Source organism: Terrabacter sp. P2_E3 (assembly GCF_056403915.1).
Window position 1 is genome coordinate 86,564 of record NZ_JBFUEN010000015.1, and the last position, 22,921, is coordinate 109,484.

25 protein-coding genes and 1 pseudogene are annotated in these 22,921 nt (G+C 72.2%); 13 read left to right on the forward strand and 13 right to left on the reverse strand.

The window, feature by feature from the left end; genetic code table 11:
* Positions 1-11 precede the first annotated feature (11 nt).
* Positions 12-1,595 carry a histidine ammonia-lyase gene (gene hutH / locus AC1DW8_RS18625; RefSeq protein ID WP_478095460.1) on the reverse strand — a complete coding sequence of 528 codons (1,584 nt, stop codon included), beginning with the start codon at positions 1,593-1,595 and terminating at the stop codon, positions 12-14.
* 100 nt (positions 1,596-1,695) lie between these two features.
* Here hutH and AC1DW8_RS18630 point away from each other — a divergent pair, with 100 nt between their 5' ends.
* The 5 genes from AC1DW8_RS18630 (at position 1,696) to AC1DW8_RS18650 (ending at position 5,664) form a co-directional block, all read left to right on the forward strand.
* Complete coding sequence (locus AC1DW8_RS18630; protein WP_056823824.1) at positions 1,696-2,469, forward strand: IclR family transcriptional regulator; 774 nt, start codon at positions 1,696-1,698, stop codon at positions 2,467-2,469.
* Positions 2,470-2,507: 38 nt separating this feature from the next.
* Positions 2,508-3,224, forward strand: coding sequence for a Type 1 glutamine amidotransferase-like domain-containing protein (locus AC1DW8_RS18635; RefSeq protein WP_056772251.1), 717 nt, complete (start codon positions 2,508-2,510; stop codon positions 3,222-3,224).
* A gap of 10 nt (positions 3,225-3,234) precedes the next feature.
* Positions 3,235-4,212 carry an NAD(P)H-quinone oxidoreductase gene (locus AC1DW8_RS18640; protein WP_478095461.1) on the forward strand — a complete coding sequence of 326 codons (978 nt, stop codon included), beginning with the start codon at positions 3,235-3,237 and terminating at the stop codon, positions 4,210-4,212.
* A 110-nt stretch (positions 4,213-4,322) separates the two neighbouring features.
* Complete coding sequence (locus AC1DW8_RS18645; RefSeq protein ID WP_056772773.1) at positions 4,323-4,934, forward strand: hypothetical protein; 612 nt, start codon at positions 4,323-4,325, stop codon at positions 4,932-4,934.
* A gap of 97 nt (positions 4,935-5,031) precedes the next feature.
* The gene (locus AC1DW8_RS18650) at positions 5,032-5,664 is read left to right on the forward strand and encodes a proteasome activator (protein WP_478095462.1); all 633 of its coding nucleotides are present in this window, start codon (positions 5,032-5,034) and stop codon (positions 5,662-5,664) included.
* A gap of 10 nt (positions 5,665-5,674) precedes the next feature.
* On the opposite strand, the gene AC1DW8_RS18655 is transcribed toward AC1DW8_RS18650, so the two are convergent.
* Both AC1DW8_RS18655 and AC1DW8_RS18660 read right to left on the reverse strand, forming a co-directional pair.
* The gene (locus AC1DW8_RS18655; protein ID WP_056772258.1) at positions 5,675-6,358 is read right to left on the reverse strand and encodes a histidine phosphatase family protein; all 684 of its coding nucleotides are present in this window, start codon (positions 6,356-6,358) and stop codon (positions 5,675-5,677) included.
* Positions 6,355-6,579, reverse strand: coding sequence for a hypothetical protein (locus tag AC1DW8_RS18660; RefSeq protein WP_478095463.1), 225 nt, complete (start codon positions 6,577-6,579; stop codon positions 6,355-6,357). Before AC1DW8_RS18660 ends, AC1DW8_RS18655 begins: the two co-directional genes overlap by 4 nt.
* Before the next feature lie 103 nt (positions 6,580-6,682).
* Here AC1DW8_RS18660 and AC1DW8_RS18665 point away from each other — a divergent pair, with 103 nt between their 5' ends.
* Positions 6,683-8,356 (forward strand): metallophosphoesterase family protein, encoded by a 1,674-nt coding sequence (locus tag AC1DW8_RS18665; protein WP_478095464.1) that lies wholly within the window; start codon positions 6,683-6,685, stop codon positions 8,354-8,356.
* Here AC1DW8_RS18665 and AC1DW8_RS18670 read toward each other — a convergent pair.
* From AC1DW8_RS18670 to AC1DW8_RS18690, 5 genes are read right to left on the reverse strand one after another with little or no spacing between them, the layout of a single operon-like run.
* Positions 8,346-10,109, reverse strand: a complete 1,764-nt coding sequence (locus tag AC1DW8_RS18670) for an AMP-binding protein (RefSeq protein WP_056772267.1) — start codon at positions 10,107-10,109, stop codon at positions 8,346-8,348. The genes AC1DW8_RS18665 and AC1DW8_RS18670 overlap by 11 nt on opposite strands.
* A gap of 51 nt (positions 10,110-10,160) precedes the next feature.
* Positions 10,161-10,850, reverse strand: coding sequence for a PH domain-containing protein (locus tag AC1DW8_RS18675; protein WP_056772270.1), 690 nt, complete (start codon positions 10,848-10,850; stop codon positions 10,161-10,163).
* Between the two features lie 52 nt (positions 10,851-10,902).
* On the reverse strand, positions 10,903-12,603 hold the full coding sequence (locus AC1DW8_RS18680; protein ID WP_478095465.1) for a SulP family inorganic anion transporter: 1,701 nt from the start codon (positions 12,601-12,603) through the stop codon (positions 10,903-10,905).
* A 43-nt stretch (positions 12,604-12,646) separates the two neighbouring features.
* Complete coding sequence (locus tag AC1DW8_RS18685) at positions 12,647-12,982, reverse strand: SHOCT domain-containing protein (protein ID WP_478095466.1); 336 nt, start codon at positions 12,980-12,982, stop codon at positions 12,647-12,649.
* A complete protein-coding gene (locus AC1DW8_RS18690; RefSeq protein ID WP_156415439.1) occupies positions 12,979-13,428 on the reverse strand; it encodes a DUF6325 family protein in 450 nt (149 codons plus the stop codon). Before AC1DW8_RS18690 ends, AC1DW8_RS18685 begins: the two co-directional genes overlap by 4 nt.
* 238 nt (positions 13,429-13,666) lie before the next feature.
* Between AC1DW8_RS18690 and AC1DW8_RS18695 the strand changes: the two genes are divergently transcribed.
* The 3 genes from AC1DW8_RS18695 (at position 13,667) to AC1DW8_RS18705 (ending at position 17,602) form a co-directional block, all read left to right on the forward strand.
* Entirely contained in the window at positions 13,667-14,683 is a 1,017-nt protein-coding gene (locus AC1DW8_RS18695; protein ID WP_235508520.1) for an AI-2E family transporter, read from the forward strand.
* A gap of 165 nt (positions 14,684-14,848) precedes the next feature.
* On the forward strand, positions 14,849-15,937 hold the full coding sequence (locus AC1DW8_RS18700; protein ID WP_478095467.1) for an SGNH/GDSL hydrolase family protein: 1,089 nt from the start codon (positions 14,849-14,851) through the stop codon (positions 15,935-15,937).
* A 108-nt stretch (positions 15,938-16,045) separates the two neighbouring features.
* Positions 16,046-17,602, forward strand: a complete 1,557-nt coding sequence (locus AC1DW8_RS18705) for a phytoene desaturase family protein (RefSeq protein WP_478095468.1) — start codon at positions 16,046-16,048, stop codon at positions 17,600-17,602.
* A gap of 3 nt (positions 17,603-17,605) precedes the next feature.
* Here AC1DW8_RS18705 and AC1DW8_RS18710 read toward each other — a convergent pair whose 3' ends face one another.
* Complete coding sequence (locus AC1DW8_RS18710; protein WP_478095469.1) at positions 17,606-18,193, reverse strand: DNA-3-methyladenine glycosylase I; 588 nt, start codon at positions 18,191-18,193, stop codon at positions 17,606-17,608.
* 9 nt (positions 18,194-18,202) lie between these two features.
* The gene (locus tag AC1DW8_RS18715; protein ID WP_478095470.1) at positions 18,203-18,781 is read right to left on the reverse strand and encodes a GNAT family N-acetyltransferase; all 579 of its coding nucleotides are present in this window, start codon (positions 18,779-18,781) and stop codon (positions 18,203-18,205) included.
* A gap of 340 nt (positions 18,782-19,121) precedes the next feature.
* Here AC1DW8_RS18715 and AC1DW8_RS18720 point away from each other — a divergent pair, with 340 nt between their 5' ends.
* Entirely contained in the window at positions 19,122-19,616 is a 495-nt protein-coding gene (locus AC1DW8_RS18720; RefSeq protein WP_478095471.1) for a CAP domain-containing protein, read from the forward strand.
* 73 nt (positions 19,617-19,689) lie between these two features.
* Here the strand turns inward: AC1DW8_RS18720 and AC1DW8_RS18725 are convergent, their stop codons facing one another.
* Positions 19,690-19,794 carry a hypothetical protein gene (locus AC1DW8_RS18725; protein ID WP_369793453.1) on the reverse strand — a complete coding sequence of 35 codons (105 nt, stop codon included), beginning with the start codon at positions 19,792-19,794 and terminating at the stop codon, positions 19,690-19,692.
* A 194-nt stretch (positions 19,795-19,988) separates the two neighbouring features.
* On the opposite strand from AC1DW8_RS18725, the gene AC1DW8_RS18730 reads away from it, so the two are divergent.
* From AC1DW8_RS18730 to AC1DW8_RS18740, 3 genes are read left to right on the forward strand one after another with little or no spacing between them, the layout of a single operon-like run.
* A complete protein-coding gene (locus tag AC1DW8_RS18730; protein WP_056822740.1) occupies positions 19,989-20,306 on the forward strand; it encodes an ArsR/SmtB family transcription factor in 318 nt (105 codons plus the stop codon).
* Positions 20,303-20,827, forward strand: a complete 525-nt coding sequence (locus tag AC1DW8_RS18735) for an SRPBCC family protein (protein WP_478095472.1) — start codon at positions 20,303-20,305, stop codon at positions 20,825-20,827. The genes AC1DW8_RS18730 and AC1DW8_RS18735 overlap by 4 nt, the downstream gene beginning before the upstream one ends.
* On the forward strand, positions 20,827-21,207 hold the full coding sequence (locus AC1DW8_RS18740; RefSeq protein WP_056772301.1) for a VOC family protein: 381 nt from the start codon (positions 20,827-20,829) through the stop codon (positions 21,205-21,207). The genes AC1DW8_RS18735 and AC1DW8_RS18740 overlap by 1 nt, the downstream gene beginning before the upstream one ends.
* A gap of 6 nt (positions 21,208-21,213) precedes the next feature.
* Here the strand turns inward: AC1DW8_RS18740 and AC1DW8_RS18745 are convergent, their stop codons facing one another.
* Positions 21,214-22,674, reverse strand: coding sequence for an HNH endonuclease signature motif containing protein (locus AC1DW8_RS18745; RefSeq protein WP_478095473.1), 1,461 nt, complete (start codon positions 22,672-22,674; stop codon positions 21,214-21,216).
* A gap of 33 nt (positions 22,675-22,707) precedes the next feature.
* Positions 22,708-22,921: pseudogene (locus AC1DW8_RS18750) on the reverse strand (IS1595-like element ISUnb3 family transposase); the annotation flags it as partial.

Sequence of the window (22,921 nt, forward strand, 5' to 3'; positions counted from 1 at the left end):
TGCCGGTTCGCTCAGCGGAGCGGGCCGGTGACGGACTCGGCGGCGGCAAGGACGTCGCCGTCGGTCACCGCCCCGTGGGCGCCCTCGATGTCGGGGGCGAGGAAGCGGTCGGGCCCCGGGGCCGCGTTCGTGCGAGCGGACAGCGCGGCGATGACCGCGCCGGTGGCGGGGGACGGCTCGAGCGGGGACCGCAGCTGGATGCCGCGCGCCGCCGTCAGCGCCTCGATGGCGAGGACACGGCCGAGCGCGTCGACGGAACGGCGCAGCTTGCGGGCACCCGACCAGCCCATCGACACGTGGTCCTCCTGCATGGCCGAGCTCGGGATCGAGTCGACCGACGCGGGGACGGCGAGACGCTTCATCTCCGAGACCATGGCGGCCTGGGTGTACTGCGCGATCATGAGGCCCGAGTCGACGCCTGGGTCGTCGGCGAGGAAGGGCGGCAGCCCGTGGTTGCGGGCCTGGTCGAGGAAGCGGTCGGAGCGGCGCTCGGACATCGACGCGACGTCGGCCGCGACGATGGCGAGGAAGTCGAGGACGTAGGCCACCGGGGCGCCGTGGAAGTTGCCGTTGGACTCGACCCGACCGTCGGGGGTGACGACGGGGTTGTCGACGGCCGAGGCCAGCTCGGCGGCGGCGACGCGGGCGGCGTGCTCGACCGTGTCGCGGGCGCCACCGTGCACCTGCGGCGCGCAGCGGAGGGAGTACGCGTCCTGCACGCGGGTGCACTCCTCGGTGCGGTGCGACTCACGGATCGGCGAGTCCGCCATGACGGCAAGGATGTTCGCCGCCGAGTCCCCCTGACCCACCTGGGGGCGCAGCGCGTGCAGGTCCGGCGCGAAGACGCTGTCGGAGCCGAGCAGGCCCTCGACGCTCATCGCGGCCGACACGTCGGCGACCTTGAGCAGGTGACGCAGGTCGTGGATGGCCAGCACGAGCATGCCGAGCATGCCGTCGGTGCCGTTGATGAGGGCGAGGCCCTCCTTCTCGGCGAGGACGACGGGCTCGATCCCGTGGTCGCGCAGGGCGGTTGCCGCGTCGGTGAGCGTGCCGTCGGCGAGGCGCACCGGCCCCTCGCCCATCGCGGCGAGCGCGCAGTGCGACAGCGGCGCGAGGTCGCCGGAGCAGCCGAGCGAGCCGTACTCGTGCACGACGGGGGTGATGCCGGCACTCAGCAGGGCGGCATACGTCCGCGCCGTCTCGAGGCGGACGCCGGTCCGGCCCGTCGCGAGGGTCGACAGACGGAGCAGCATGAGGGCGCGCACGACCTCGCGCTCGACCTCCGGACCGGCGCCGGCGGCGTGCGAGCGCACGAGCGAGCGCTGCAGCTGGGCGCGCAGCGCCGTCGGGATGTGACGGGTCGCGAGCGCGCCGAAGCCGGTCGAGACGCCGTAGTGGGCGACGGTGTCGTTCGCGAGGTCCTCGATGACGGTGCGGCTGCGGGCGATCTCCGCCTCGGCACCGGGGGAGAGCTCGACCCGGGCGTCGTGGCGGGCGACGGCGACGACGTCCTCGAGGGAGAGCGGACCGGTGCCGACCGTGACGGTGCCGGCGCCGGTCACCGAGTGGGCGGCGGTGGCGGGTGCTGCGTTCATGGACCCATCGAACCGCCGAACGGCTGGCGTGTCGGCCCGCGAGGGAGGACAATTGTCTCGGATGCGAGACTTCCTCGATCGCGGACCGGAGGTGGCCCACATGTCCAACGCCCCCGCCGCCGCCAACGCGCTCGACGTCCTCGAGCACCTCTCGCGCCACGCCGAGCCGGTGCCTGCCGCGTCGATCGCCCGCGACCTCGGCCTGCCCCGCAGCTCGGTCTACCACCTGCTCAAGGTGCTGCACAGCCGGGGCTACGTCACCCACTACGTCGAGGAGCGACGCTTCGGGCTCGGCCAGGCGGCGTACGAGCTCGGGTCGGCCTACCAGCGGCAGGCGCCGCTGGCCCGTGTCGCGCGGGCGGCCATGCGCCGGCTCGTCGACCAGTGCGGCCGCAACGCCCACTTCGCCACCCTCGACGGACGCGACGTCATCTACCTCCTCGAGGAACGCGCCCCCGGGCAGCCGATGCTCGTCACCGACGTCGGTGTGCGCCTGCCCGCCCACCTGACGGCCAGCGGGCTCGCCATGCTGTCCGCCCTCCCCGCGACGCAGGTGCGGGCGCTCTACCCCGACCGGGCCTCGTTCGTGCAGCGCAGCGGAGGGGGGCCGCGGTCGCTCGGCGAGCTGCGGAGCGTGCTCACCCGCACGCGCACCGACGGCTACGCCCGCGAGGAGGGCACCGTGACGGCCGACCTGTCGTCGGTCGCCGTGCCGGTGCTCGACCGCGCCGGCCGGCCGCTCGCGGCGATCGCCCTGACGCTGCGGACACCCGACGCGAGCACGGAGCACGTCGCCGAGCTCGTGGGCCGGGCCCGTCTCGCCGCCGAGGACATCGCCCGCCGTCTCAGCCCCAGCCCGACCGGTCGCCGCTGAGCCCCCCACCGGGCACCGGGGTCTCCTAGGGTGCCGACATGGACGTCCACCTCATCGGCGGCGGCTGGGACGACGCCCTCGCCCCCACGCTCTACGGACCCTTCGTCGAGGCCGCCGCGCGTCGCGCCGGCGGCACCCCGCGCATCCTGCTCGTCGTCATGGGCACTGACCCCGAGTCGCTCGAGTACCACGAGAAGTACGTCCACACGCTCGGCCTCGTGGGTGGCCACGACCTCGTCGTGGAGCGGGTGTCCGAGGGCACGCCGCTGGAGCCGGCCGTCCTCGACGGGATCGACGGCCTCTTCGTCGGCGGCGGCCCCACGCCGGAGTACCACGCGTCGCTCGCGGGCAGCTACCACCGGATCCGAGCCCTCGTGTCCGCAGGTGTGCCGTATGCCGGGTTCTCCGCGGGGGCTGCGATCGCGGGCTCCCACGCGGTCGTCGGCGGCTGGCTCCTCGACGGGCGGCCCGTCTGCCCCGAGGACAGCAACGAGGAGCTCGACGACGTCGCCGTGGTCGGGGGCATCGGCCTCGTGCCGGGAGCCGTCGACGTGCACGCCGCCCAGTGGGGCAACGTCTCGCGCCTCGTCGCCGTGGTGGCCGCGGGGCTGGCCCCGAGCGGTGTCGCGATCGACGAGGGGACGCTCCTGCGGTCGGACGGTGCGGTGGCCGGCGCCGGACGCGTGTGGCACGTCACGCCGGACACGGCGACGCCCGGCGGGGCGCTCGTGCGGGCTCGGGCCGGAGGTCAATAGGCTCGGCCCCATGCGCGCGATCACGATCCCCGAGGCCGGAGACGCCGACAGCCTCGTCCTCGACGAGGTGCCCGACCCCGAGGTGACGGCCGGCCACGTGCTCATCGACGTCGCCGCCGCGGGCGTCAACCGCGCCGACGTCATGCAGCGCCTCGGTCACTACCCGCCGCCAGCGGGCGCGTCGGAGTATCCCGGCCTCGAGGTGAGCGGCACCATCGCGGCGCTCGGCGAGGGCGTCGAGGACTGGCAGGTCGGCGACGAGGTGTGCGCCCTCATCGACGGCGGTGGCTACGCCGAGCGTGTCGTGGCGCCGGCCGAGCAGCTCCTGCCGGTGCCGCGCGGCGTCTCGCTCGTCGACGCGGCCGGCCTGCCCGAGGTGACGTGCACCGTCTGGTCCAACGTCTTCCTCGTCGCCAACATCCAGCCGGGCCAGGTGCTCCTGGTCCACGGCGGCAGCTCGGGCATCGGCACCATGGCCATCCAGCTCGCCAAGGCGGTCGGCGCGCACGTCGCCGTCACGGCCGGCAGCCAGGCCAAGCTCGACGTGTGCCGCGACCTCGGTGCCGAGTTCCTCGTCAACTACCGCGAGGAGGACTTCGTCGAGCGCGTCCGCGAGCTGACGAAGGGTCACGGTGCCGACGTCATCCTCGACAACATGGGCGCGAAGTACCTCTCCCGCAACGTCGAGGCCCTCGCCATCAGCGGACGCCTCGTCACGATCGGCCTCATGGGCGGCCGCACGGGCGAGCTCGACATGGGCATGCTGCTGGCCAAGCGCGCCGCCGTCATCGCCACCTCGCTGCGGGCCCGCCCCGCGACGGAGAAGGCCGCCATCGTCGCCGCCGTCCGTGAGCACGTCTGGCCCCTCATCGAGGCCGGCGCGGTGCGTCCGGTCGTCAACTCGCGCCACCCCCTCGAGCACGCCGCCGAGGCGCACCGCGAGATGGAGGCCTCGGGCCACATCGGCAAGATCCTGCTCACCACGTGAATCCGGTCGTGTCGGACTCGTCCCCTGACGCGTCCGACGCGACCGGCGTACCGTCGATCGATGGACCACTTCGGCTCGAAGCGGCCCCCGATCGCAACGGGAGGTTCACGGTGTTCATCCAGGTCATCCAGGGTCGGTGCACTGACGCCGACGCCCTCCACCGGCAGATGGACCGGTGGAGCGAGCAGCTCGAGCCCGGCGCGTCCGGCTGGCTCGGGGGGACGTACGGCATGACGGACGACGGCGAGTTCGTCGGGGTCGTCCGCTTCGACTCGCGGGCCTCGGCCGAGGCCAACTCGGCCCGGCCCGAGCAAGGCGCGTGGTGGGAGGAGACGGCCCGGCTCTTCGACGGCGAGGCCAGCTTCCACGACTGCGACGACGTGACGATGATGCTCGACGGCGGCAGTGACGACGCGGGCTTCGTCCAGGTCATCCAGGGCCGGCTCAGCGACCCGGAGCGCTTCCGCCACATGATGGAGGGGCCGATGGACATGCTCCACGAGGCCCGGCCCGAGATCATCGGCGGCACCATCGCGATCGCCGCCGACGGGTTCTTCACCCAGACGATGGCCTTCCGCACCGAGGACGCCGCCCGCGAGGGCGAGCAGAAGAGCCCGCCGCCCGAGGCCCAGGCCGAGATGGACCAGATGATGGCGTTGATGAGCGACGTCAGCTACCACGACCTCCACCACCCGTGGTTCGCCACAGCCGGCGCGCACTGACGCCCGGCACCTGAGCACGCCAAGGGGCCCGTGCGACCTGACGGGGGACGCACGGGCCCCGCCCCTCTGCCTCTTCGGGTGAGGCAGGATGGAGCGCATGAGCGACGACGCGAGCCGACAGGGCAAGGGCACCGACACCGACTCCCAGCGCGACGAGCCGCGCATCGTCGTCGTCACGCCCGATGGGATGGGGGTCGCCGATGCCCAGGGCGAGGACCGCCCCGACGGCCAGGGCGCCCACCCGGAGGGCCGCGAGGAGCGACGCGAGCGCGAGCGCACCAACCCGGCCGACCTCGTCGAGGAGCCGGCCAAGGTCATGCGCATCGGGTCGATGATCAAGCAGCTGCTCGAGGAGGTGCGCAACGCGCCCCTCGACGAGGCCGGGCGCCGTCGCCTCGCCGACGTGCACCACCGCTCCATCGAGGAGCTCAAGGACGGTCTCGCGCCCGAGCTCGTCGCCGAGCTCGACCGGATCGCCCTGCCCTTCCGCGACGACTCCCCGACCGACGCCGAGCTGAGGATCGCCCAGGCCCAGCTCGTCGGCTGGCTCGAGGGACTCTTCCACGGCATCCAGACCGCGCTCGTCGCGCAGCAGATGGCGGCGCAGCAGCAGCTCCAGCAGATGCGCGCCCTGCCGCCCGGCCCGGGGACCACCTACGGCACGCCCCCCGGCGTGCAGCCCGGCGAGCACCACCCGGGCGAGCCCGGCCCCACCGGCCAGTACCTCTGAGCCGAGGCGGTCAGATCCAGCTCGAACGCTCGCGCTCGGTCGGCGCGACGTCGGTGTTCCACTGCGTGAACGGCGCCTCGAGCTTGAACCGGAAGTCCTTCTGGCGCAGCAGCACGACGGGCTGGGCGTTCTCGGGGTTGTCGAGCGACTCGAAGTAGTCGACGCTCCAGTGGAACCACCGCATGCAGAAGAGGCGCATCGTCAGGCCGTGCGTCACGATGACGACGTTGCGCGGCGCCGCCGGCGTCTCGAAGTTGCGGTGCATCGACTCGAGGAAGGTCGACACCCGGTCGTAGACGTCCGACCCGGACTCGCCGTTGCTGAACCGGTAGTAGAAGTGGCCGTAGCGGTCGCGCTCGGCCTTCTGCTCCGCGATGTCGACGGGGTCCTGGAAGTTGGCCCAGTCCTGCTCGCGCAGGCGTGGCTCGACCCGCACGTCCCGCTCCGCCACCGGCAGCGCGAGCGCCTCGAGGGTCTGCCGGGTGCGCACGTAGGGCGAGACGTAGGCCTCCACCGACTCCCCGTCGAGCACCTCCCGGATCGCGGCACCCGTGTCGCGGGCCTGCTCGAAACCCTTGGGCGTCAAGCTGATCCGGTGGTCGGGCACGCGCTCGTAGACAGTGTCGTCGAGGTTGCCCTCGGACTCGCCGTGCCGCACGAGGATGATCCGGTTCGGTCGGTGCTCGAGGCTCACCGCCTCAGACTACGATCGCGACCGCGTGCCGCCCCGCGTGCCGCTCCGCGAGCCGCCCACGGAGCGACGAGCAGCACGAGCCAGGCGAAGCCGACGACGAAGCTCGCGACGAGGATGACGACCCCGGCCGACCCGCCGAGGACCCGCGGGCCGACAGCGAGCAGGACGGCATACGCCATGAGCGCCGTGACGACGACGGCCCTGCGACGAGTCGACCCCATGACTCCCCCTCGCTGCGATGCGCTGACCACCCCATCGCACCACCCGCACGTGAACGGGCGGTGCCGTCCGGGTGACACGTCCCGGTCCGGTTAGGGTGAGGCGATGCGACAGGTGGGCGACCTGCTGACCGGTGACAGCCCCTGGCTGCGCCGGGCCTCGCACGTGCTCAAGTGGCTCGCGGTCCTCGTGGCCTGCTACCTCGGTGGCGTGGCCGCGACCAACCTCGCGCCCACCGTCGCCGAGACCTCCCAGTACCGCGCGGTCCTGCGCCTCGACCCGGTGCCGCGTCACTCCCCCGTGCTCCACGCGCCGACGATCGTCGGTGACGTCGACGTCCAGTTCGCCTCTCCCATCGTCGCGCCCGGGCTCGACGTGCAGGTCGCGGTGCGCGAGGAGATCACCAACCTCTTCACCCGGCCCAACGTCGACATCAAGGCGCTGCAGCCCTCGCCCGACGAGATCTCGTCGGCGATCGCGCAGGCGGCCGTCGGCGTCGGCATCCGCTTCGTCCTCGGCGCGACGGCGATCGCGGTGCTTCTAGCCCTGGCCTCGCACTACATCAGGCAGCGCACCACCCGTCGCCACCATGTGCTCTTCGTCGCGTCCGCGATGGTCGTGGCGACCGCCGTGACCTTCGGCGGGATCGCCCTGACCTACCAGCCGGGCCGCTTCGCGGAGTACCGCACGAGCGGCGTCCTCGGCGTGGTGCAGCGCAACGCCGGCCTGCTCGCCGACGTCGAGGCGCGCGCCACCCAGGTGACGCCGTACTTCCGCAACCTCCTCGCGGTGACGCAGGCGCTCCAGCAGAAGTACGTCGCCGGCAACGTCAACGAGCCCGTCTCGGCGCGCTTCCTGCTCGTCTCCGACATCCACGGCGCGAACCAGTACGCCCTGATGCGCACGATCATCGCGGAGGAGGACATCGACGCCGTCATCGACAGCGGCGACCTCGTCAACTTCGGCCGGGTCCAGGAGGGCGACGCCGCCGGGCTCTACCGCTCGATCCAGTCCCTCGGCGTGCCCTACGTCTTCACCAGCGGCAACCACGACCAGTCCTCGGCGAGCGACCGGGCCGTCCTGGCTCGGCTCGCGCGCATCCCCAACGTCGTGCTCCTCGAGGACGCCGCCGGGTCGCTGCGCCAGGTGACCTTCCACGGGCTGCGCATCACCGGCTTCAACGACCCCCGCTACTTCGGCGACGACAACGCCGACCCGACGGCCAAGGCCAAGCCCGCGGCCGACCGCTACAACGCGGCCGTCGCCGGCCAGCCCGAGCCCGACCTCGTCGTGACGCACGAGCCGTATGCCGCCGAGCAGGTCGAGCGGGGACGCCTGCTCATCAACGGGCACATGCACACCCCCGCGATCGAGGGCAACCGGATCCAGGTCGGCACCTTCACCGGTGGCGGGGTCGTCTCGCACTACTCCGAGGGTCCGGGGCAGGAGCTCGACGGCCAGCCGTACTCCTTCGACATCGCGCAGTTCGGCACGTCGTGCGAGCTGACCTCGCTGACCCGCTACTCCTTCCGCAACCTGCTCGAGGGCCGGCCTGCCTACGACAGCGTGCAGGTCATCAGCGGAGCCCGCATCGACCCCTACCGGCCCGCCGCACCGACCGTCCAGCAGCCGGGTCAGGACCAGCCGGACCCGGCCAAGCGCATCTGCAGCCGCATCGACGAGACGACGGTGCGATCGCTGCCGCTCGCCCCGGACGACCCGACATCGTCGGGCACCACGACCCCTGCCGTGCCGTCCGGGCTGTCGGTCACCCCTTGAGGTCGGGGAACTGGTCGTCGCGCCACTCGTTCGCGGGCTGGTCGGCGCCGGTCGCCTCGAGGTCGGTCTCGCGGCCCCGCAGCTCGACCCGGCGGATCTTGCCCGAGATCGTCTTGGGCAGCTCGTAGAACTCGATCCGCCGGACCCGCTGCCACGGCGCGAGCTTCGCACGGGCGTGGGCGAGGATCGAGCGCGCCACGTCCTCACCGGGCTCGTGGCCCGGGGCGAGGGCGATGTAGGCCTTGGGCACGGCCAGGCGCACGGGGTCGGGCGCGGGCACGACGGCGGCCTCGGCGACGGCCGGGTGCTCGATGAGCACCGACTCGACCTCGAACGGGCTGATCTTGTAGTCGCTCGCCTTGAAGACGTCGTCGGTGCGTCCGACGAAGGAGATGTAGCCGTCGGCGTCGACCGACGCGACGTCGCCCGTGTGGTAGAAACCGCCGGCCATGGCGTCGGCGTTGCGCTGCTCGTCGCCCTGGTAGCCGGTCATGAGCGGGACGGGGTGCTGGGACAGGTCGAGACAGATCTCGCCCTCGCGGTTGCCATCCGAGTCGGCCTCCGTGACAAGGACATTCGTGATCGGGTCGACGACGACGACCGGACAGCCGGGGAGCGGCCGGCCCATCGAGCCCGGCTTGACGGTGGAGCCGGGGGTGTTGCCCACCGCTGCGGTCATCTCGGTCTGTCCGTAGCCGTCGCGGATCGTCAGGCCCCACGCCTTCTCGACCTGCGCGATGACCTCGGGGTTGAGCGGCTCGCCGGCGCCGATGACCTCGCGCAGCGACCCCGGGCCGCCGGTCAGGTCGCTCTTGATGAGCATCCGCCACACCGTCGGCGGCGCGCAGATCGAGGTGACCTCGTGCGTGCGCAGGACCCGCAGCAGTGCGGCCGGGTCGAACCGGCTGTAGTTGTAGACGAATGCCGCCGCCTCGGCCGCCCACGGCGCGAAGAACGACGACCATGCGTGCTTGGCCCAGCCGGGGCTGCTGATGTTGAGGTGCACGTCGCCGGGCTGCAGCCCGATCCAGTACATCGTCGACAGGTGCCCGACGGGGTAGGAGCGCTGGGTGTGCTCGACGAGCTTGGGCCGGCTCGTCGTGCCGGACGTGAAGTAGAGGAGCATCCGGTCGTCGGGCGCCGTGCCCGGGTGCTCGGTGGGCGTGACCTCGAGGTCGTAGGCCGCCTCGTGGCGTTCCCAGCCAGCCGTGGCGGTCCCGGCCGGATCGGCCCCACCGACGGCGACGCGCAGGTAGTCGCCCGGCACGTCGTCGAGCTTGTGCACCTCGGACGCGTTGGTGATGACGGCGCGGGCCGCGCCGCGCTCCATCCGGTCGACGAGGTCGCCGGGGCCGACGGCGGTCGTCGTCGGCATGACGACGGCGCCGAGCTTGATGACGGCGAGCATCGACTCCCAGAGCTCGACCTGGTTGCCGAGCATGAGGATCACCGAGTCACCGCGGCGCACACCGAGCGCGGCGAGGTGCGCGGCCACCTGGTCGGAGCGGCGGGCCATCTCGTCCCAGGAGTACGACGCCGACGACTCGTCCTGCTCGACGATCGTCAGGCAGGCGCCACCGTTGCCCCGGGCGATGGCGTCGAACCAGTCGACGCCCCAGTTCCAGCGGTCTCCCACGTCGGGGAAGGTGAACTCGCGGACGGCTCTGGCGTGGTCGCCGCGCAGGGCGAGGAGCTCGTCACGGGCGGCCCGGTAGGTCGCGGTCACACCGGCTTCGTCGACAGTGGAGGTCATGACCCGACGATGCCACACGCGCCTGCCGTGCGGCAGGGGACGGCGACGGGCTCAGAGCGACTGGTCGCTGCTGTCACCGAGGTCGCGCGGGCGGCGGCGCTCCTCCGCGAGCTCGGGTCGGTCGGGCCGGTCGGACCGCTGGCGCGGGATCGCCGTCGTGTCCTCGCTGTAGTCGTCGTCGCCGGCCGCGAAGGCCGGGTCCGAGCCGGGAGCGTCGGCCATGCCGCGGCCGTGGGTGCGGCGGCGCAGGTCGTCCTCGTCGATGAGGCGGTTGATGAGCTGCTGGACCTCGTTGCTGCGCGGGATGTTCGTGAGGTTCTCGTCGGGGCTGTCGCCGGCCGACTCGATGTGCAGCGAGCCCGCGCCGATGATCCGGTCGACCACGGTCTGCTGGAAGCTCACGTCGGTGATCTTCGAGAGCGTGATGTCCTTGCCGTTCTTCGTCAGGATGCCTCGGCGCACCATGACGCGGTGCGAGGTGATGACGTAGTGGGTGGTGCGCCAGCGCAGGTAGGGCACGAAGACCGCCGGGACGGCGACGAGGACGAACACCGCCACGGCGATCCACTGGATCCGGTTGCCGGTGTCGTCGTCGGGGGTGGCGCGGGCGACGGTGATGCAGGCCGCGGCCAGCAGCAGGCCGAAGATCGTGGGCACGACGACGGTGAGCCAGTGCGGGTGCAGGTCGCGCTCGACCTTCTCTCCCTTGGCGAGCACGTTCTCCGGGAACCCCACGGTCATCCTCCTGTCGTCAGGTCCGCTCGGACCACGCGTTGCCACTCAGCCTAGGCGGTCACGACTCCCCGTCGGTCGGGTCGGACTCCGCGAGCAGCCGCAGGCCGTCGGCCCGGGCCCGGCGCGTGGTCTCGCCGAGCCACTCGGTGCCGAGGTAGACGTGGTCGGGTCCGACGAGCCCGACGAGCCCCTCGGCCTCCATCTGGTGCAGCACCTGCCGGTTGTCGACGACGAGCTTGAGGACGCCACCGTGGGCCTGGAGCTCCCTCGCGTAGCCGCGGAGCACGTCGATGAGGGTCAGGCCGATCTGGTCGACGCCGCGGAGACGGAGCACCACGACGGCGTGCCGCGACCCGTCGTCGACGCGTGGTAGCAATGCGCGGAACGTCGGGGCGCTGGCGAAGAAGAGGGAGCCGTACGGCTGGAGCACGAGCACCTCGCCGCCCGGCACGGTGACCGGTGGCTCGCCCTGACGCACCCTCCCGTCTCCGTCGAGGTCGAGGCGCGTGACCCGCACCCGGTTGGACTGCTCGACGACGTGGAGCACGATCGCGAGGGCGACCCCGACGAGCACGGCGTACTGCACCGGGATGAGGAGGGTCAGCACGAAGGTGAGTGCGAGGACGACGGTCTGGACGGTCCCCGTGCGCATCACCGACTGCACCCTCGCCGGCTTCACGGCGCCGGCTCCGACGACCATGAGCAGCGCCGCGATGGACGGCAGGGCGACGAGGGCCACGACGTCGGCGAGCACGAGCACGACGAGCGCCATGACGCCGCCGGCGAAGCCGAGCGAGAGGCGCGTCCGGGCGCCCGCGGTCGCGACGAGCGAGGACGCCGACATCGAGCCGCCGACCGGCATACCCCGGAAGAGACCGGAGACGATGTTGCCGACTCCCTGCCCGATGAAGTCGCGCGAGGCGACGGACGGGCGCCCGTCGGGGTTGGGCACCGCAGCCGACACCGCGGCGCCCTGGACGAGTCCGATGAAGGCCAGAGAGACCGCGGGCAGCGCGAGGTAGGGCACGTCGCCGAGCGACGGCAGCGCCGGCAGCGGCAGGGAGTGCGGGACCGCGGCGATGTCGCCCACGACCGCGACGTGCGCGTCGAAGAGCGACCCCAGCACGCCGGCGAGGAGCGAGCCGACGGCCATCGCCACCACGAGGCCGAGCGCGCCCAGGCGGGTGCGCTGGAGCCCGACGATGAGGACGAGGGTCACCGCCCCGACGAGCAGGGTCATGAGGTCGATCCGCGACGGATGGAGGACCAGGTCGAGGGTGCGCATGACCCGGTTGGCGCCGGACGTCTCGGCTCCCGTGAAGTCGCCGAGCTGGCCGAGCACGATGTTGACGCCGACGGCCGTGACGAAGCCGGTCATGACCGAGCTCGGCACGAACCGCAGCAGCACCCCTCCCCGCAGCAGGCCGGCCGCGATCATGACGACGCCGGTCAGCGCGGCCAACGTCCAGAGCGCCCGCTCCGGGTCAGGTCGAGACCCCAGGTCGGCGTCGGCGACGACGAGTGACATGGCGCCCGTCGCCTGGACGGCCATGAGCGTGCTGCTCGTGAAGAGCGCCGCGCCGACCATGCCGTAGAGGTAGCCGTAGAGACCGGCGAGCGGGTTGACGCCCGCGAGGACGCCGCTCGCCAGACCGTCGGGGACGCTCTCGACACCGAGCACGACCCCCGCCTTGACGTCGGCGCCCCAGGGCCGGCTCCTCAGCCGAGCGAGGGCTCCCCGAGCCGCCCCGCCCGTCACGGTGCCGCCGGCGTCGTCACCGATGGCGGCGCCAACATCCGGATCAGCCGCCTAGGATGCGGGCCTTCTGCTGCGCCAGCTCCTCGTCGGTGAGGATGCCCTGCGCGTGCAGTGCCGCCAGGCGCTCGAGCGAGTCCAGCATGTCGTCGGCTGCGGGCGCGGCAGGCGGGGGCGGCGGGGGCGGCGGGGGCGGGGGCGCCTGGGCAGCCATGTCCTGGGCCTCCTGCTGCTGCCGGTAGGCCTCGGCATCCGCGGCCTGCTGCACCTTGGCCTGCTGGCCCTGGTGCACCTTGCCGCTCACAGCGGTGGCGGTGCCGGCGACGACGGCCGTACGGGCGGCCACCCCCAGCAGACCGGGCCGGCCCCTGCGTCCTCTCATGACCCCTCCTCGTTCGATGCGATGGCGCTGAGCGCCACCTCGATGTCCTCACGCGGCAGGCGTTCCATGACGAGCAGCTGCCCGTCCAGCTCGCGCACCTCGGCAGCGATCTCGGACGCCCACACGTTCTCCCAGGCGATGACGAGCACCGTCGTGCCAGGATCCATCTCGGCGGCGATGGCGAGGGCGTCCTCCTCGCCGACGAGGTCGGGCATGACGGTCGGGAAGCCGAGCAGCTCCTCGGCACCCTCGGGTGACTCGGCGTCGTACATCAGCACGCTGCCGTCGTCGTCCTTGCGGACGAGCAGCACGTCGAGCACGCGGACCGCGCCCTTGTCGACCGCTCGCGCCACCGCATCGCGTATGCCGCCCTGCCGCAGCTCTCCGCGGAAGCCGATGACCGCCAGGTCCACTGGCCCGATCGGCCCTGTCGTCGCAGTCGACATGGGACTCCTCCCGGTTCGTGGCGGAGTCGTGACCGGCACCGCTCGCCTTCATGCTCCGGTGCGCCCGCGCCGTGGGCATCACCCCGACGGGGTGACGCCCGCCGTGCGCGCCGGTGGTGACATGACAGGCATGAGCGGAACGGACGTGCCGAGGGCCGGAGATCCTGGGGATCCGGTCCCCGGGGCGCCGTCCGGGCTCGTTCCGGCGAGGCGAGCACGCCCCGCGATCCCGCGGGGCGTGCTCATCCTCGTGGCGCTGGCGGCCGGCTTCGTCGTCGCCTTCGGCATCCACCTCGTGTCGGGCATCCTCGGGCCGCTCTTCCTCGCCCTCGTCCTGACCATCGCGGCCTTCCCGGTGCGCAACGCCATGGTCCGGCGCGGCCTGCCCCACTGGTTGGGCACGCTCGCGGTCGTCTTCGTGATCTACCTCGGCATCGTGGGGCTCGCCCTGCTCGTCGTCGTGTCCGGCGCCGAGCTCGCAGGCCTCCTCCCCCAGTACGCCGACGACCTCGCGGCCCTCGTCGCCGACGTGACCGACTGGCTCGCCGCCCGTGGGGTCAAGCCCGAGCAGACGCAGGCGATCGCCTCGTCCTTCGACCTCGGGCGCGTCAGCGCGCTCATCACCTCGCTCCTCTCGGACATCTTGTCGCTCGTGACGAACCTCGTCTTCGTCCTCGCGCTCGTGCTCTTCTCCGCGATGGACGCCCGGGGCTTCTCCGAGACCCTCACGACCCTCCGCACCGAGCGCCCTGCGTTCGTGTCGGCGATGATGTCCTTCACGCACGGCACGCGCCGATACCTCGTGGTGGCAACGGTGTTCGGTGCCATCGTCGCCGTCTTCGACACCATGTTCCTCTGGCTCGTCGGGGTGCCGGGCGCGCTCCTCTGGGGCCTGCTTGCCTTCATCACGAACTACATCCCCAACATCGGCTTCGTCATCGGCCTCGTGCCACCGGCGATCCTCGCGCTGCTCGAGGGCGGGTGGAGCCTGTTCGCCCTCGTCGTCGTGGTCTACAGCGTCATCAACCTCATCATCCAGTCGGTCATCCAGCCGAAGATCGTCGGCGACGAGGTGGGCCTCTCAGCGGTCGTGACCGTCCTGTCGCTCGTCGTCTGGTCCGTGCTGCTCGGCGGCATCGGCGCCGTGCTCGCCATCCCGCTGACGCTGCTCGTCAAGGCCCTGCTCGTCGACGTCGACCCCCATGCGCAATGGCTCGGCAGCCTCCTCGGGGACCGTCGCGAGGCGCCGTCCTGACGAGCCGGACCGTCCGGCTGCAGTTCGGCTCGCGGGTCGGGCACGGTGCCCCTACTGTCCGGTAGTGGGACGTGTGACGCAGGGCACAGCGTGGCCGGCGGGCGGCGCCCCGGCAGGTTGCAGTGCTCGGCGTCAGCAAGCCTTCCACCCACAAAGGAGTGTGTCGTGAAGAGCAGGTCCGTCATGTCATCCACCCGCCGGCGTGCCCTCGGGGCCGGTCTCTCCGCCCTCATCGGAGCCGGAGCCGCCCTCGCCCTCGGCGCCCCGGCCGTCGCCGCGGGCACGGGCTACGTCGCCCTCGGCGACTCCTACTCCTCGGGCACGGGGACCCGGACGTACATCAGCGACGGCACGTCGTGCCAGCGCTCCGTCTACGCCTACCCGTCCCTCGACGCCTCGGCCCTCGGGCTGGCACTGAGCTTCCGCGCGTGCTCCGGCGCGACGGTCGCCGACGTCACGAACACCCAGCTGTCCGCGCTGTCGAGCACGACGGCATACGTCACGATCTCGGTGGGCGGCAACGACGCCGGCTTCGCGAGCGTCCTGACGACGTGCGCGCAGCCGAGCTGGCTCAGCAACTGCAACGGCGCCATCGACACGGCCCAGGGCACCATCACCAACACGATCCCGGGCCGGCTCGCGACGCTCTACTCCTCGATCCGCGCCAAGGCCCCGAACGCCCGCGTCATCGTCGTCGGATACCCACGCATCTTCAACGGCGAGGACTGCAACGCGTTCACGTGGTTCTCCCCCACCGAGGAGTCGCGCCTCAACGCGACCGCCGACCTGCTCAACGCGAAGACGGCCACGGCCGCCTCGAACGCCGGCTTCACCTTCGTCAACCCGACCTCGAAGTTCGTCGGCCACGCCGTGTGCGACAACGTCGAGTGGCTCAACGGCCTGTCCAACCCGGTCGGCGAGAGCTACCACCCCAACATCGCCGGGCACCGTGACGGCTACGCGGTCGTCACCAAGCCCGCCTTCGGGCTCGCCCTCACGCTCTCGGCGTCGCAGGCCGAAGCCAGGGCCGTCGCGTCCGCCGACGCGCTGGCCCGGGACGCGAGGAGGTATGCCGCCGTCGACCGCACGATCACACCGGAGCGTTTCGTCGCTCCCGACCTCACGACCCCCGCGGCCCGCGCCGCCGCCGCGCGCGCCGGGGTCGACCTGAGCAGCCGCGCCAGCATCGACGCCGCGGACCGGCTCTACTCGGCCCGTCAGGACGCCGCGAGGAGGTCCGTGGCTCCGCGGTGAGCCCGCGGTGAGCCCGCGGTGAGCCCGCGGTGAGCCCGCGGTGAGCCCGCGGTGAAGAAGTGGTGAGGTCGTCGGGCGTCGCCCGGGCACGGCACCTAGTCTGACCGGGTGCGCTACGACGACATCATCATCGGGGCCGGTCACAACGGCCTCACGGCCGCCGCCTACCTGGCCCGCGCGGGAAGGACTGTCCTCCTCCTCGAGCGATCGGACCGGGTGGGCGGCGCTGCCGTGTCCGCCCGCGCCTTCGAGGGGGTCGACGCACGACTGTCGCGCTACTCCTACCTCGTCTCGCTGCTGCCACGTCAGGTGCTCACCGACCTCGACCTCGACCTGCGGCTCATCCGGAGGCGGTACTCGTCCTACACGCCGGTCCCGTCGGACCCCGCCCGCGGCCTCCTCGTCGACCACGGTGACGCCGCGGCGACCCGAGCGGCCTTCCGCGCGCTGACCGGTGGCGACGACGCGTACGCCGGGTGGAGCGACTTCTACGGCCGGATGGCCGACGTCGCCGCGCGGGTCTTCCCGACGGTCCTCGAGCCGCTGCGCTCCCGCGACGACGTGCGCACGCTCTCCGGGGACGGCGACCTCTTCGACGCACTGACGACGCGGCCCATCGGCGAGCTCATCGAGTCGGTCACCGACGACGACACGCTCCGCGGCATCATCGCCACCGACGCCCTCATCGGCACGTTCGCCTCGCTCGGCGAGGGCGACCTGCGCCAGAACGTCTGCTTCCTCTACCACCTCATCGGCGGCGGCACCGGAGACTGGGACGTCCCCGTCGGGGGCATGGGCGCGCTCACGGACTCCCTTGCGGCAGCGGCGGTCTCGGCCGGCGCGACGATCGTCACGGGCGCCGAGGTCACGTCGGTCGACCCCTCGACGGGCGAGGTCGCCTGGTTCGGCGGGAGCGCCGGCACCGGCAGCGCCGTCGGCGGCACCCTCGTGGCCGGTTGCGCACCCACTGTCCTCAACCGCCTCCTCGCCGCTGCGGGTGCGGCACCGGTCGACACCGAGCCCGACGTCGAGGGCGCCCAGCTCAAGGTCAACATGCTGCTGACGCGCCTGCCGAGCCTGCGCGACGCCGCCGTCGATCCCGCCGCCGCGTTCGCCGGCACCTTCCACATCAACGAGGGCTACGGCCAGCTCGAGCAGACGTATGCCGTCGCGCGCGACGGGAGCATCCCCGACCTTCCCCCGTGCGAGATCTACTGCCACACCCTCTCGGACCGCTCGATCCTCGGAGCGGATCTCGCCGCCACGGACGCACAGACGCTGACCCTCTTCGGCCTGCACCTGCCGGCCCGGCTCTTCCGCGCCGACAACGAGACCGCGACGAAGGAGGCCCTGGCCGCCACCCTCCGCTCGCTCGACTCGGTGCTCGGCGAACCGATCGAGTCGGTCCTCGCCCGCGACGCCGACGGCAACCCCTGCATCGAGGTCAAGAGCCCCGTCGACCTCGAGCAGTCGGTCGGCCTGCCCGGCGGCAACATCTTCCACCGCTCGCTGCAGTGGCCCTGGGCCGAGCGGGACGTCGAGGTGGGCACGTGGGGCGTCGAGACGGCATACGACAACGTGCTGCTCGGCGGTGCGGGCGCCCGGCGGGGCGGCGGGGTCAGCGCGATCCCCGGCCACAACGCGGCGCGGGCGATCCTCGGCTGAGGGCTAGGCGGGCCAGACGCCCGAGCTGCCGCGCCGGTGGCTGCCCATGAGATGGGTGTCGACGATGCCGACGGCCTCCATCAAGGCATACATGGTCGTCGGTCCGACGAACGCGAAACCCTTCTTGCGCAAGGCTTTTGAGAGCGCCTTGCTCTCGTCGGACACGGTCGGCACGTCGGAGTGGTCCTCCGGGCGCGGGGTGTCGGGCGGCTGGAAACCCCATACGAAGTCGACGAGGCCGCCCTCGTCGCGCATGGCGATGGTGGCCCGGGCGTTGGTGATCGTCGCCCGGATCTTGCCGCGGTGGCGGATGATGCCGGCGTCACCGAGCAGCCGCTCGACGTCGGCGTCGGTGTAGGTCGCCACGACGTCGGGGTCGAAGTCGGAGAAGGCCGCCCGGAAGTTCAGGCGCTTGCGCAGGATCGTCGCCCACGACAGGCCGGCCTGGAAGCCCTCGAGGCAGATCCGCTCGTAGAGGCCTCGCTCGTCACGGATCGGCACCCCCCACTCGGTGTCGTAGTAGTCCATGAGGAGCGGGTCGACCGACGCCCACGTGGGGCGGGCGAGCCCGTCAGCGCCAATGACCGTCATGCCGCGACCCTAGGACAGGGCCCGGCGCATGATGACGCGGGGGAAGCCCCCGGACACGGAGTCGGTGTCGGCCGCCTTGGCGAAGCCGGCTCGCTCGAAGAGCACGCGCGTGCCGACGTAGGCCATCGTCAGGTCGACCTTCTGGCCGCGGTTGTCGACGGGGTAGCCCTCGACGGCGGGCGCGCCCTGGTCGCGGGCGTAGCCGACGGCGCCCTCGAGGAGCGGTTGGGCGATGCCCTGGCCGCGGTGACCGGGGCGGACCCGGATGCACCAGATCGACCACACGGCGACGTCGTCGACGTGCGGGATCTTCGCCGACCGCGCGAAGGGCAGCTCGGACCGGGGCGCCACGGCGGCCCAGCCGACAACCTCGGCGCCGTCGTAGGCCAGCACTCCCGGCGCGACGGCGCGGCGCGTCAGGTCGCGGACGAACTCGCCGCGCTCAGGACCGACGAGCGCCCTGTTGGTCCTCGAGTCGAGCCGGTGGCTCAGGCACCAGCACACGGTCGAGGCCGGGCTCCTCGGGCCGAGCATCGTCGCGACGTCGTCGAACCGCGCGAGCGTCGCGGGGCGCACCTCGAAGGTCATGGCGCCAACGCTAGCCAGAGGCGGTGACGGTGGCCGGTCCACCGCGCGGGCATGATGGGCCCGTGACGCCGGACCCGCATGCCGGACTCGACCTCGAGTCGCTCGACCTGCGCGAACCACCCCGGAGGACGAGGTCACGGCCGCGGCGGCCCGGGTGTTCAAGGCCGCCTGGGACGCCGTGAAGGAGGTCACCGAGTATACCGACTGGCGCGCGCAGCACCGGGAGCGCCACGGCTGACATCGTCGTCGCGCGGTTGATATGTCCGATTTGTCGACCGGCGGCCACCGACCTCCGTACCGTGGCCGGACGGCATACGCCCGCAGTCATCTCGGAGGACCCATGCAGCCCAACGGCACTTCCACCCGCACCCGCGTCGGCCTCGTCATCGCCGCCTCGGCCGCGCTCGCGGCCACGCCGGCGATCGGCTCGTCGCGGCCGGCCGAGGCGGCCACGGTGAGCGTCCAGAACCAGGTCATCCAGCTCGTCAACGTGCAGCGGGCCAAGGTCGGGTGCCGCGCCCTCGTGCTCGACGCGCACCTCTCACGAGCGGCGCAGGCGCACTCGATCGACATGGCGAAGCGCCGCTACTTCTCGCACACGAGCCTCGACGGCCGCACTTTCGCGCAGCGCCTCCGGGCGCAGGGCTACACCGGCTCGCTCATCGGCGAGAACATCGCGGCCGGCTACCCCACGCCCAAGGCCGTCATGGACGCGTGGATGAAGAGCCCGGGACACAAGGCCAACATCCTCAGCTGCCGCTACAAGGCCATCGGCGTCGGCTCGGCGGTCGGCGGGCCCTACCGCTACTACTGGACGCAGGACTTCGGCGGCTGAGGCCGAAGCACCTCAGTCGTCGAAGACGTGCCAGCAGATGGCACTGCGGCGACGCTGGTCGTCGAGCACGAGCTCACGGATGGCGCATGCCGCCGCGCCCAGCTCGTGCGCGGGCGACCTCCATGGCGTCCTGCGGACGGGTGTCGTCCGGGTGCGCGGACTCGAAGAGCGGCAGCACGTGCGTGGCACACCCGAGGGCCCACTCGGCGAGGAGCCGGTGGTGCTCGTCCGTCAGCGTGCCTCCGCGCCGGATCGTGATGACCGCGGGTCACGCTCGGTCGGCAGGATCGGCACGCTTCGTTCCTACCATGCAGAGGGCCGTGGTTGTTGATTACCCTTGCGGGTACATACCAGGTTGGGTACATTCACTACATGGACGCGGTACTGCAGGCCTTGAGCGACCCGAGCCGACGCACGGTGCTCGAGATCCTGCGCAACCACGAGGCGACCGCCGGCGAGCTCGCCGACGCCCTGCCGATCGCCCGGCCGGGCGTGTCCCGGCACCTGCGGGTGCTCCGCGAGGCCGGGCTCGTCGACGTGCGCCAGGAGGCGCAGCGCAGGATCTACACCCTGCGCCCGGAGGCTCTCGTCGAGGTGGACGAGTGGCTGGACGGCTACCGCGCCCTGTGGCAGAACCGGCTCGATGCCCTGCACACGGAGATCGCACGAGGAAAGAAGGCACGGAAGTGAAGATCATCGGCACGATGCGCGCCCTCGACGACACCCGCGGCGCAGTCCGCGTGGAGGACGTCTACGACACGGACATCGACGACCTCTGGGAGGCGTGCACGAAACCCGAGCGGCTGGCCCGATGGATCGCCGAGGTGTCCGGCGACCTCCGGGTGGGCGGGACGGTGCAGGCCGTCTTCACGAGCACGTGGACCGGACCGGCGACGGTCGAGGTCTGCGACGCACCGCACCACCTGCTGCTGACGACCGAGCCCGGCACCGACGACGAGAGCCAGATCGAGGCCTGGCTCACCGTCGAGGGGGCGCAGACCCGACTCGTCGTCGAGGAGCGCGGCCTGCCGGTCGGGCAGCTGCACTTCTACGGAGCCGGCTGGCAGGTGCACCTCGAGGACCTCGGGCGTTCACTGGTCAGCGGCGGCTCGGCCCACGCCGGTGGCTGGTCGCAGGAGGTGCCCGCACCGGCCTGGAAGGAGCGCTGGACGGCGCTGACCCCCGCCTACGAGAACCTGTCGGACCACTGATGTCCGGCACGATCAGGTTCGACGGGACCACGGTCAACGCTCCCGACGCGCTCGCGCTGGCGACGTTCTACGCCGAGATCACCGAGGGCGTCGCGAAGGGCTCGGCGCACTGGGCTGCGGTCAGCACCGGTGGTGCGCTCATCGCCTTCCAGCAGGTCGAGGACTTCGCGCCACCGACCTGGCCGGGCGGGTCCGCGCCGATGCAGCTGCACCTCGACTTCTTCGTCGACGACCTCGCGGCGAGCGGGGCACGCGCGACCGCGGCCGGGGCCCGACTCCTCGAGGTCCAGCCCAACGACCACTGCCGCGTCTATGCCGACCCGGCCGGCCACCCGTTCTGCCTGTCGACGTGGAAGGGACAGCAGCTCTTCGACAGGTGATCCGCGTCAGGTCGGGGTGAAGTCGACGAGGTGCAGGTGCAGGGTGCCACCGGAGGGGGCGGGGTAGCGCCGCCCGAGCCGGGTTGGTGGTCTGCGACGGTCCGGCTGGTCCGGCTGGTCCGACCCGTCCGGTTGGTTCGGGTCGGGGGCCACGGCGAGGCGGGGCGGCGCGTGGGGTGGGGGTGGTTGCTGGGGTGGGCCGATGAGCAGGCCGGTGTCGGTGTGGAAGGTGAGCCCGTCGGGGCGGGTGGGGTCGCCGGTGAGGGTGAACTCGCCGCGGTGGTGTCCGTCGTGGTGGAAGGTGCACAGGGCGAGCAGGTTGGTGGTGTCGGTGGGGCCGCCGTCGCGCCAGTGGGTCAGGTGGTGGATCTCGAGGTGGTGGGTGGAGGCGCAGCCGGGGAAGCGGCAGCCGCGGTCGCGGTCCAGGACCAGGATGCGGGTGCGGTGTGGGACGACGCGGTGGGCGCGGCCGACGTTGACGGGGTGCCCTTGCGTCTCCCAGACCGGGGTCAGGGTGCCGTCGCAGGTGAGCTGGTTGGTGATGTGCTGGGGCAGGCGGGGGCGGCCGGTGAGCCAGCCACCGTCCGTGTCGAGGTGGACCTGCACCCGGTAGCGCGCCCGCCGGGCTGCACCACCAGCCCTGTCACTGCCTGCGGCGTCGAGGGAGCGGGTGGCGAGCACGAGCAGGGCGTCGGCCCACGTGACGCGGGGCCGGCCGCCGTCGATCTCGGTCCAGGTCGGGTGCAGGACGTCCCCGTTGAGGGCCTGCTTCTGCTCGTGGCTCACGCTGCCGTCAGCGTCGTGGTCGCTCTCGGGGGTGAGGGTGTGGAAGAGGTGGTCCTTGGCCTCGGCCAACGCTGACTCGACGAGGGCACCGACCTCGGCCGGGGCGTCGTAGCGCAGCCGGAACCGGCCGTCGACGTCGAGGCCCATGCTCAGGTGCGCCGGCTCGACCGGCATCCGCTTCCGTGACCCACCGCGTCCGTCCTCCCCGCCGCTCTCGTCACCGGGCGGCATCTCGCCGGGCAGGCCCCGGCCGCGGTCGTCGACGCTGTCGGGCTGCAGGGTGAAGTCGTAGCGGGTCACCGAACGCTGCAGCTGGGTCACCGTCGCGTGCTGGGCGAACTGCGCGACCGTGGGGTCGAACGCGGCCGGGGTGTGCCGGGCCACGACCGCCGCCTGGTCCAGGCTGATCCGCCCCTCCCGCAACGCGGCAACGGTCGCGGGCAGCTCCCCCGCCCGGCGGGCCAGCAGCACCACCGCACCGGCCTGACCCCGGGACAGCCCCGCCCGGAGCATCAGCCAGTGCTCGGGCGAGCGCAGCCCCGCGGCCTGCCACGACCCGTCGGCCAGGACCGCGACGACGAAGTCGACGAGCCGGGCGTGCGCGTCGTGCAGGTCGGCGGCCAGGGACGCGACGTGGTCCCAGTCCTGCTCGATCCGCTGCGTGCTCCGGCTCTGCTCCATACCCACAATCGTACAGGTGTTCTGCATATCTGCTTAGGTGAAGTCCGGTATGCCGGTTTCTGGCTTGAGCAGGCCCTTGAGCGGGTGCGGGTCGGTGTCGACGGCTTGCTCGAGCAGCCGATAGAAGAGCAGTCCTCGTGACTTCGCGTTGCGGCGGTTGAACCGGAAGGTGTACTCGTCGAGGTAGTAGGGCAGGTGTGCCTCCTCGACGCGGAAGTGCAGGGTGCCGATCAGCCAGCGCTTGAGC

What these genes read in the sequence shown, in the direction of transcription:
- hutH (WP_478095460.1), bottom strand. Translation starts at nt 1,595, where the DNA reads ATGAACGCAGCACCCGCCACCGCCGCCCACTCGGTGACCGGCGCCGGC.
- AC1DW8_RS18630 (WP_056823824.1), top strand. Translation starts at nt 1,696, where the DNA reads ATGTCCAACGCCCCCGCCGCCGCCAACGCGCTCGACGTCCTCGAGCAC.
- AC1DW8_RS18635 (WP_056772251.1), top strand. Translation starts at nt 2,508, where the DNA reads ATGGACGTCCACCTCATCGGCGGCGGCTGGGACGACGCCCTCGCCCCC.
- AC1DW8_RS18640 (WP_478095461.1), top strand. Translation starts at nt 3,235, where the DNA reads ATGCGCGCGATCACGATCCCCGAGGCCGGAGACGCCGACAGCCTCGTC.
- AC1DW8_RS18650 (WP_478095462.1), top strand. Translation starts at nt 5,032, where the DNA reads ATGAGCGACGACGCGAGCCGACAGGGCAAGGGCACCGACACCGACTCC.
- AC1DW8_RS18660 (WP_478095463.1), bottom strand. Translation starts at nt 6,579, where the DNA reads ATGGGGTCGACTCGTCGCAGGGCCGTCGTCGTCACGGCGCTCATGGCG.
- AC1DW8_RS18665 (WP_478095464.1), top strand. Translation starts at nt 6,683, where the DNA reads ATGCGACAGGTGGGCGACCTGCTGACCGGTGACAGCCCCTGGCTGCGC.
- AC1DW8_RS18670 (WP_056772267.1), bottom strand. Translation starts at nt 10,109, where the DNA reads ATGACCTCCACTGTCGACGAAGCCGGTGTGACCGCGACCTACCGGGCC.
- AC1DW8_RS18675 (WP_056772270.1), bottom strand. Translation starts at nt 10,850, where the DNA reads ATGACCGTGGGGTTCCCGGAGAACGTGCTCGCCAAGGGAGAGAAGGTC.
- AC1DW8_RS18685 (WP_478095466.1), bottom strand. Translation starts at nt 12,982, where the DNA reads ATGAGAGGACGCAGGGGCCGGCCCGGTCTGCTGGGGGTGGCCGCCCGT.
- AC1DW8_RS18690 (WP_156415439.1), bottom strand. Translation starts at nt 13,428, where the DNA reads ATGTCGACTGCGACGACAGGGCCGATCGGGCCAGTGGACCTGGCGGTC.
- AC1DW8_RS18710 (WP_478095469.1), bottom strand. Translation starts at nt 18,193, where the DNA reads ATGACGGTCATTGGCGCTGACGGGCTCGCCCGCCCCACGTGGGCGTCG.
- AC1DW8_RS18715 (WP_478095470.1), bottom strand. Translation starts at nt 18,781, where the DNA reads ATGACCTTCGAGGTGCGCCCCGCGACGCTCGCGCGGTTCGACGACGTC.
- AC1DW8_RS18720 (WP_478095471.1), top strand. Translation starts at nt 19,122, where the DNA reads ATGCAGCCCAACGGCACTTCCACCCGCACCCGCGTCGGCCTCGTCATC.
- AC1DW8_RS18730 (WP_056822740.1), top strand. Translation starts at nt 19,989, where the DNA reads ATGGACGCGGTACTGCAGGCCTTGAGCGACCCGAGCCGACGCACGGTG.
- AC1DW8_RS18740 (WP_056772301.1), top strand. Translation starts at nt 20,827, where the DNA reads ATGTCCGGCACGATCAGGTTCGACGGGACCACGGTCAACGCTCCCGAC.
- AC1DW8_RS18745 (WP_478095473.1), bottom strand. Translation starts at nt 22,674, where the DNA reads ATGGAGCAGAGCCGGAGCACGCAGCGGATCGAGCAGGACTGGGACCAC.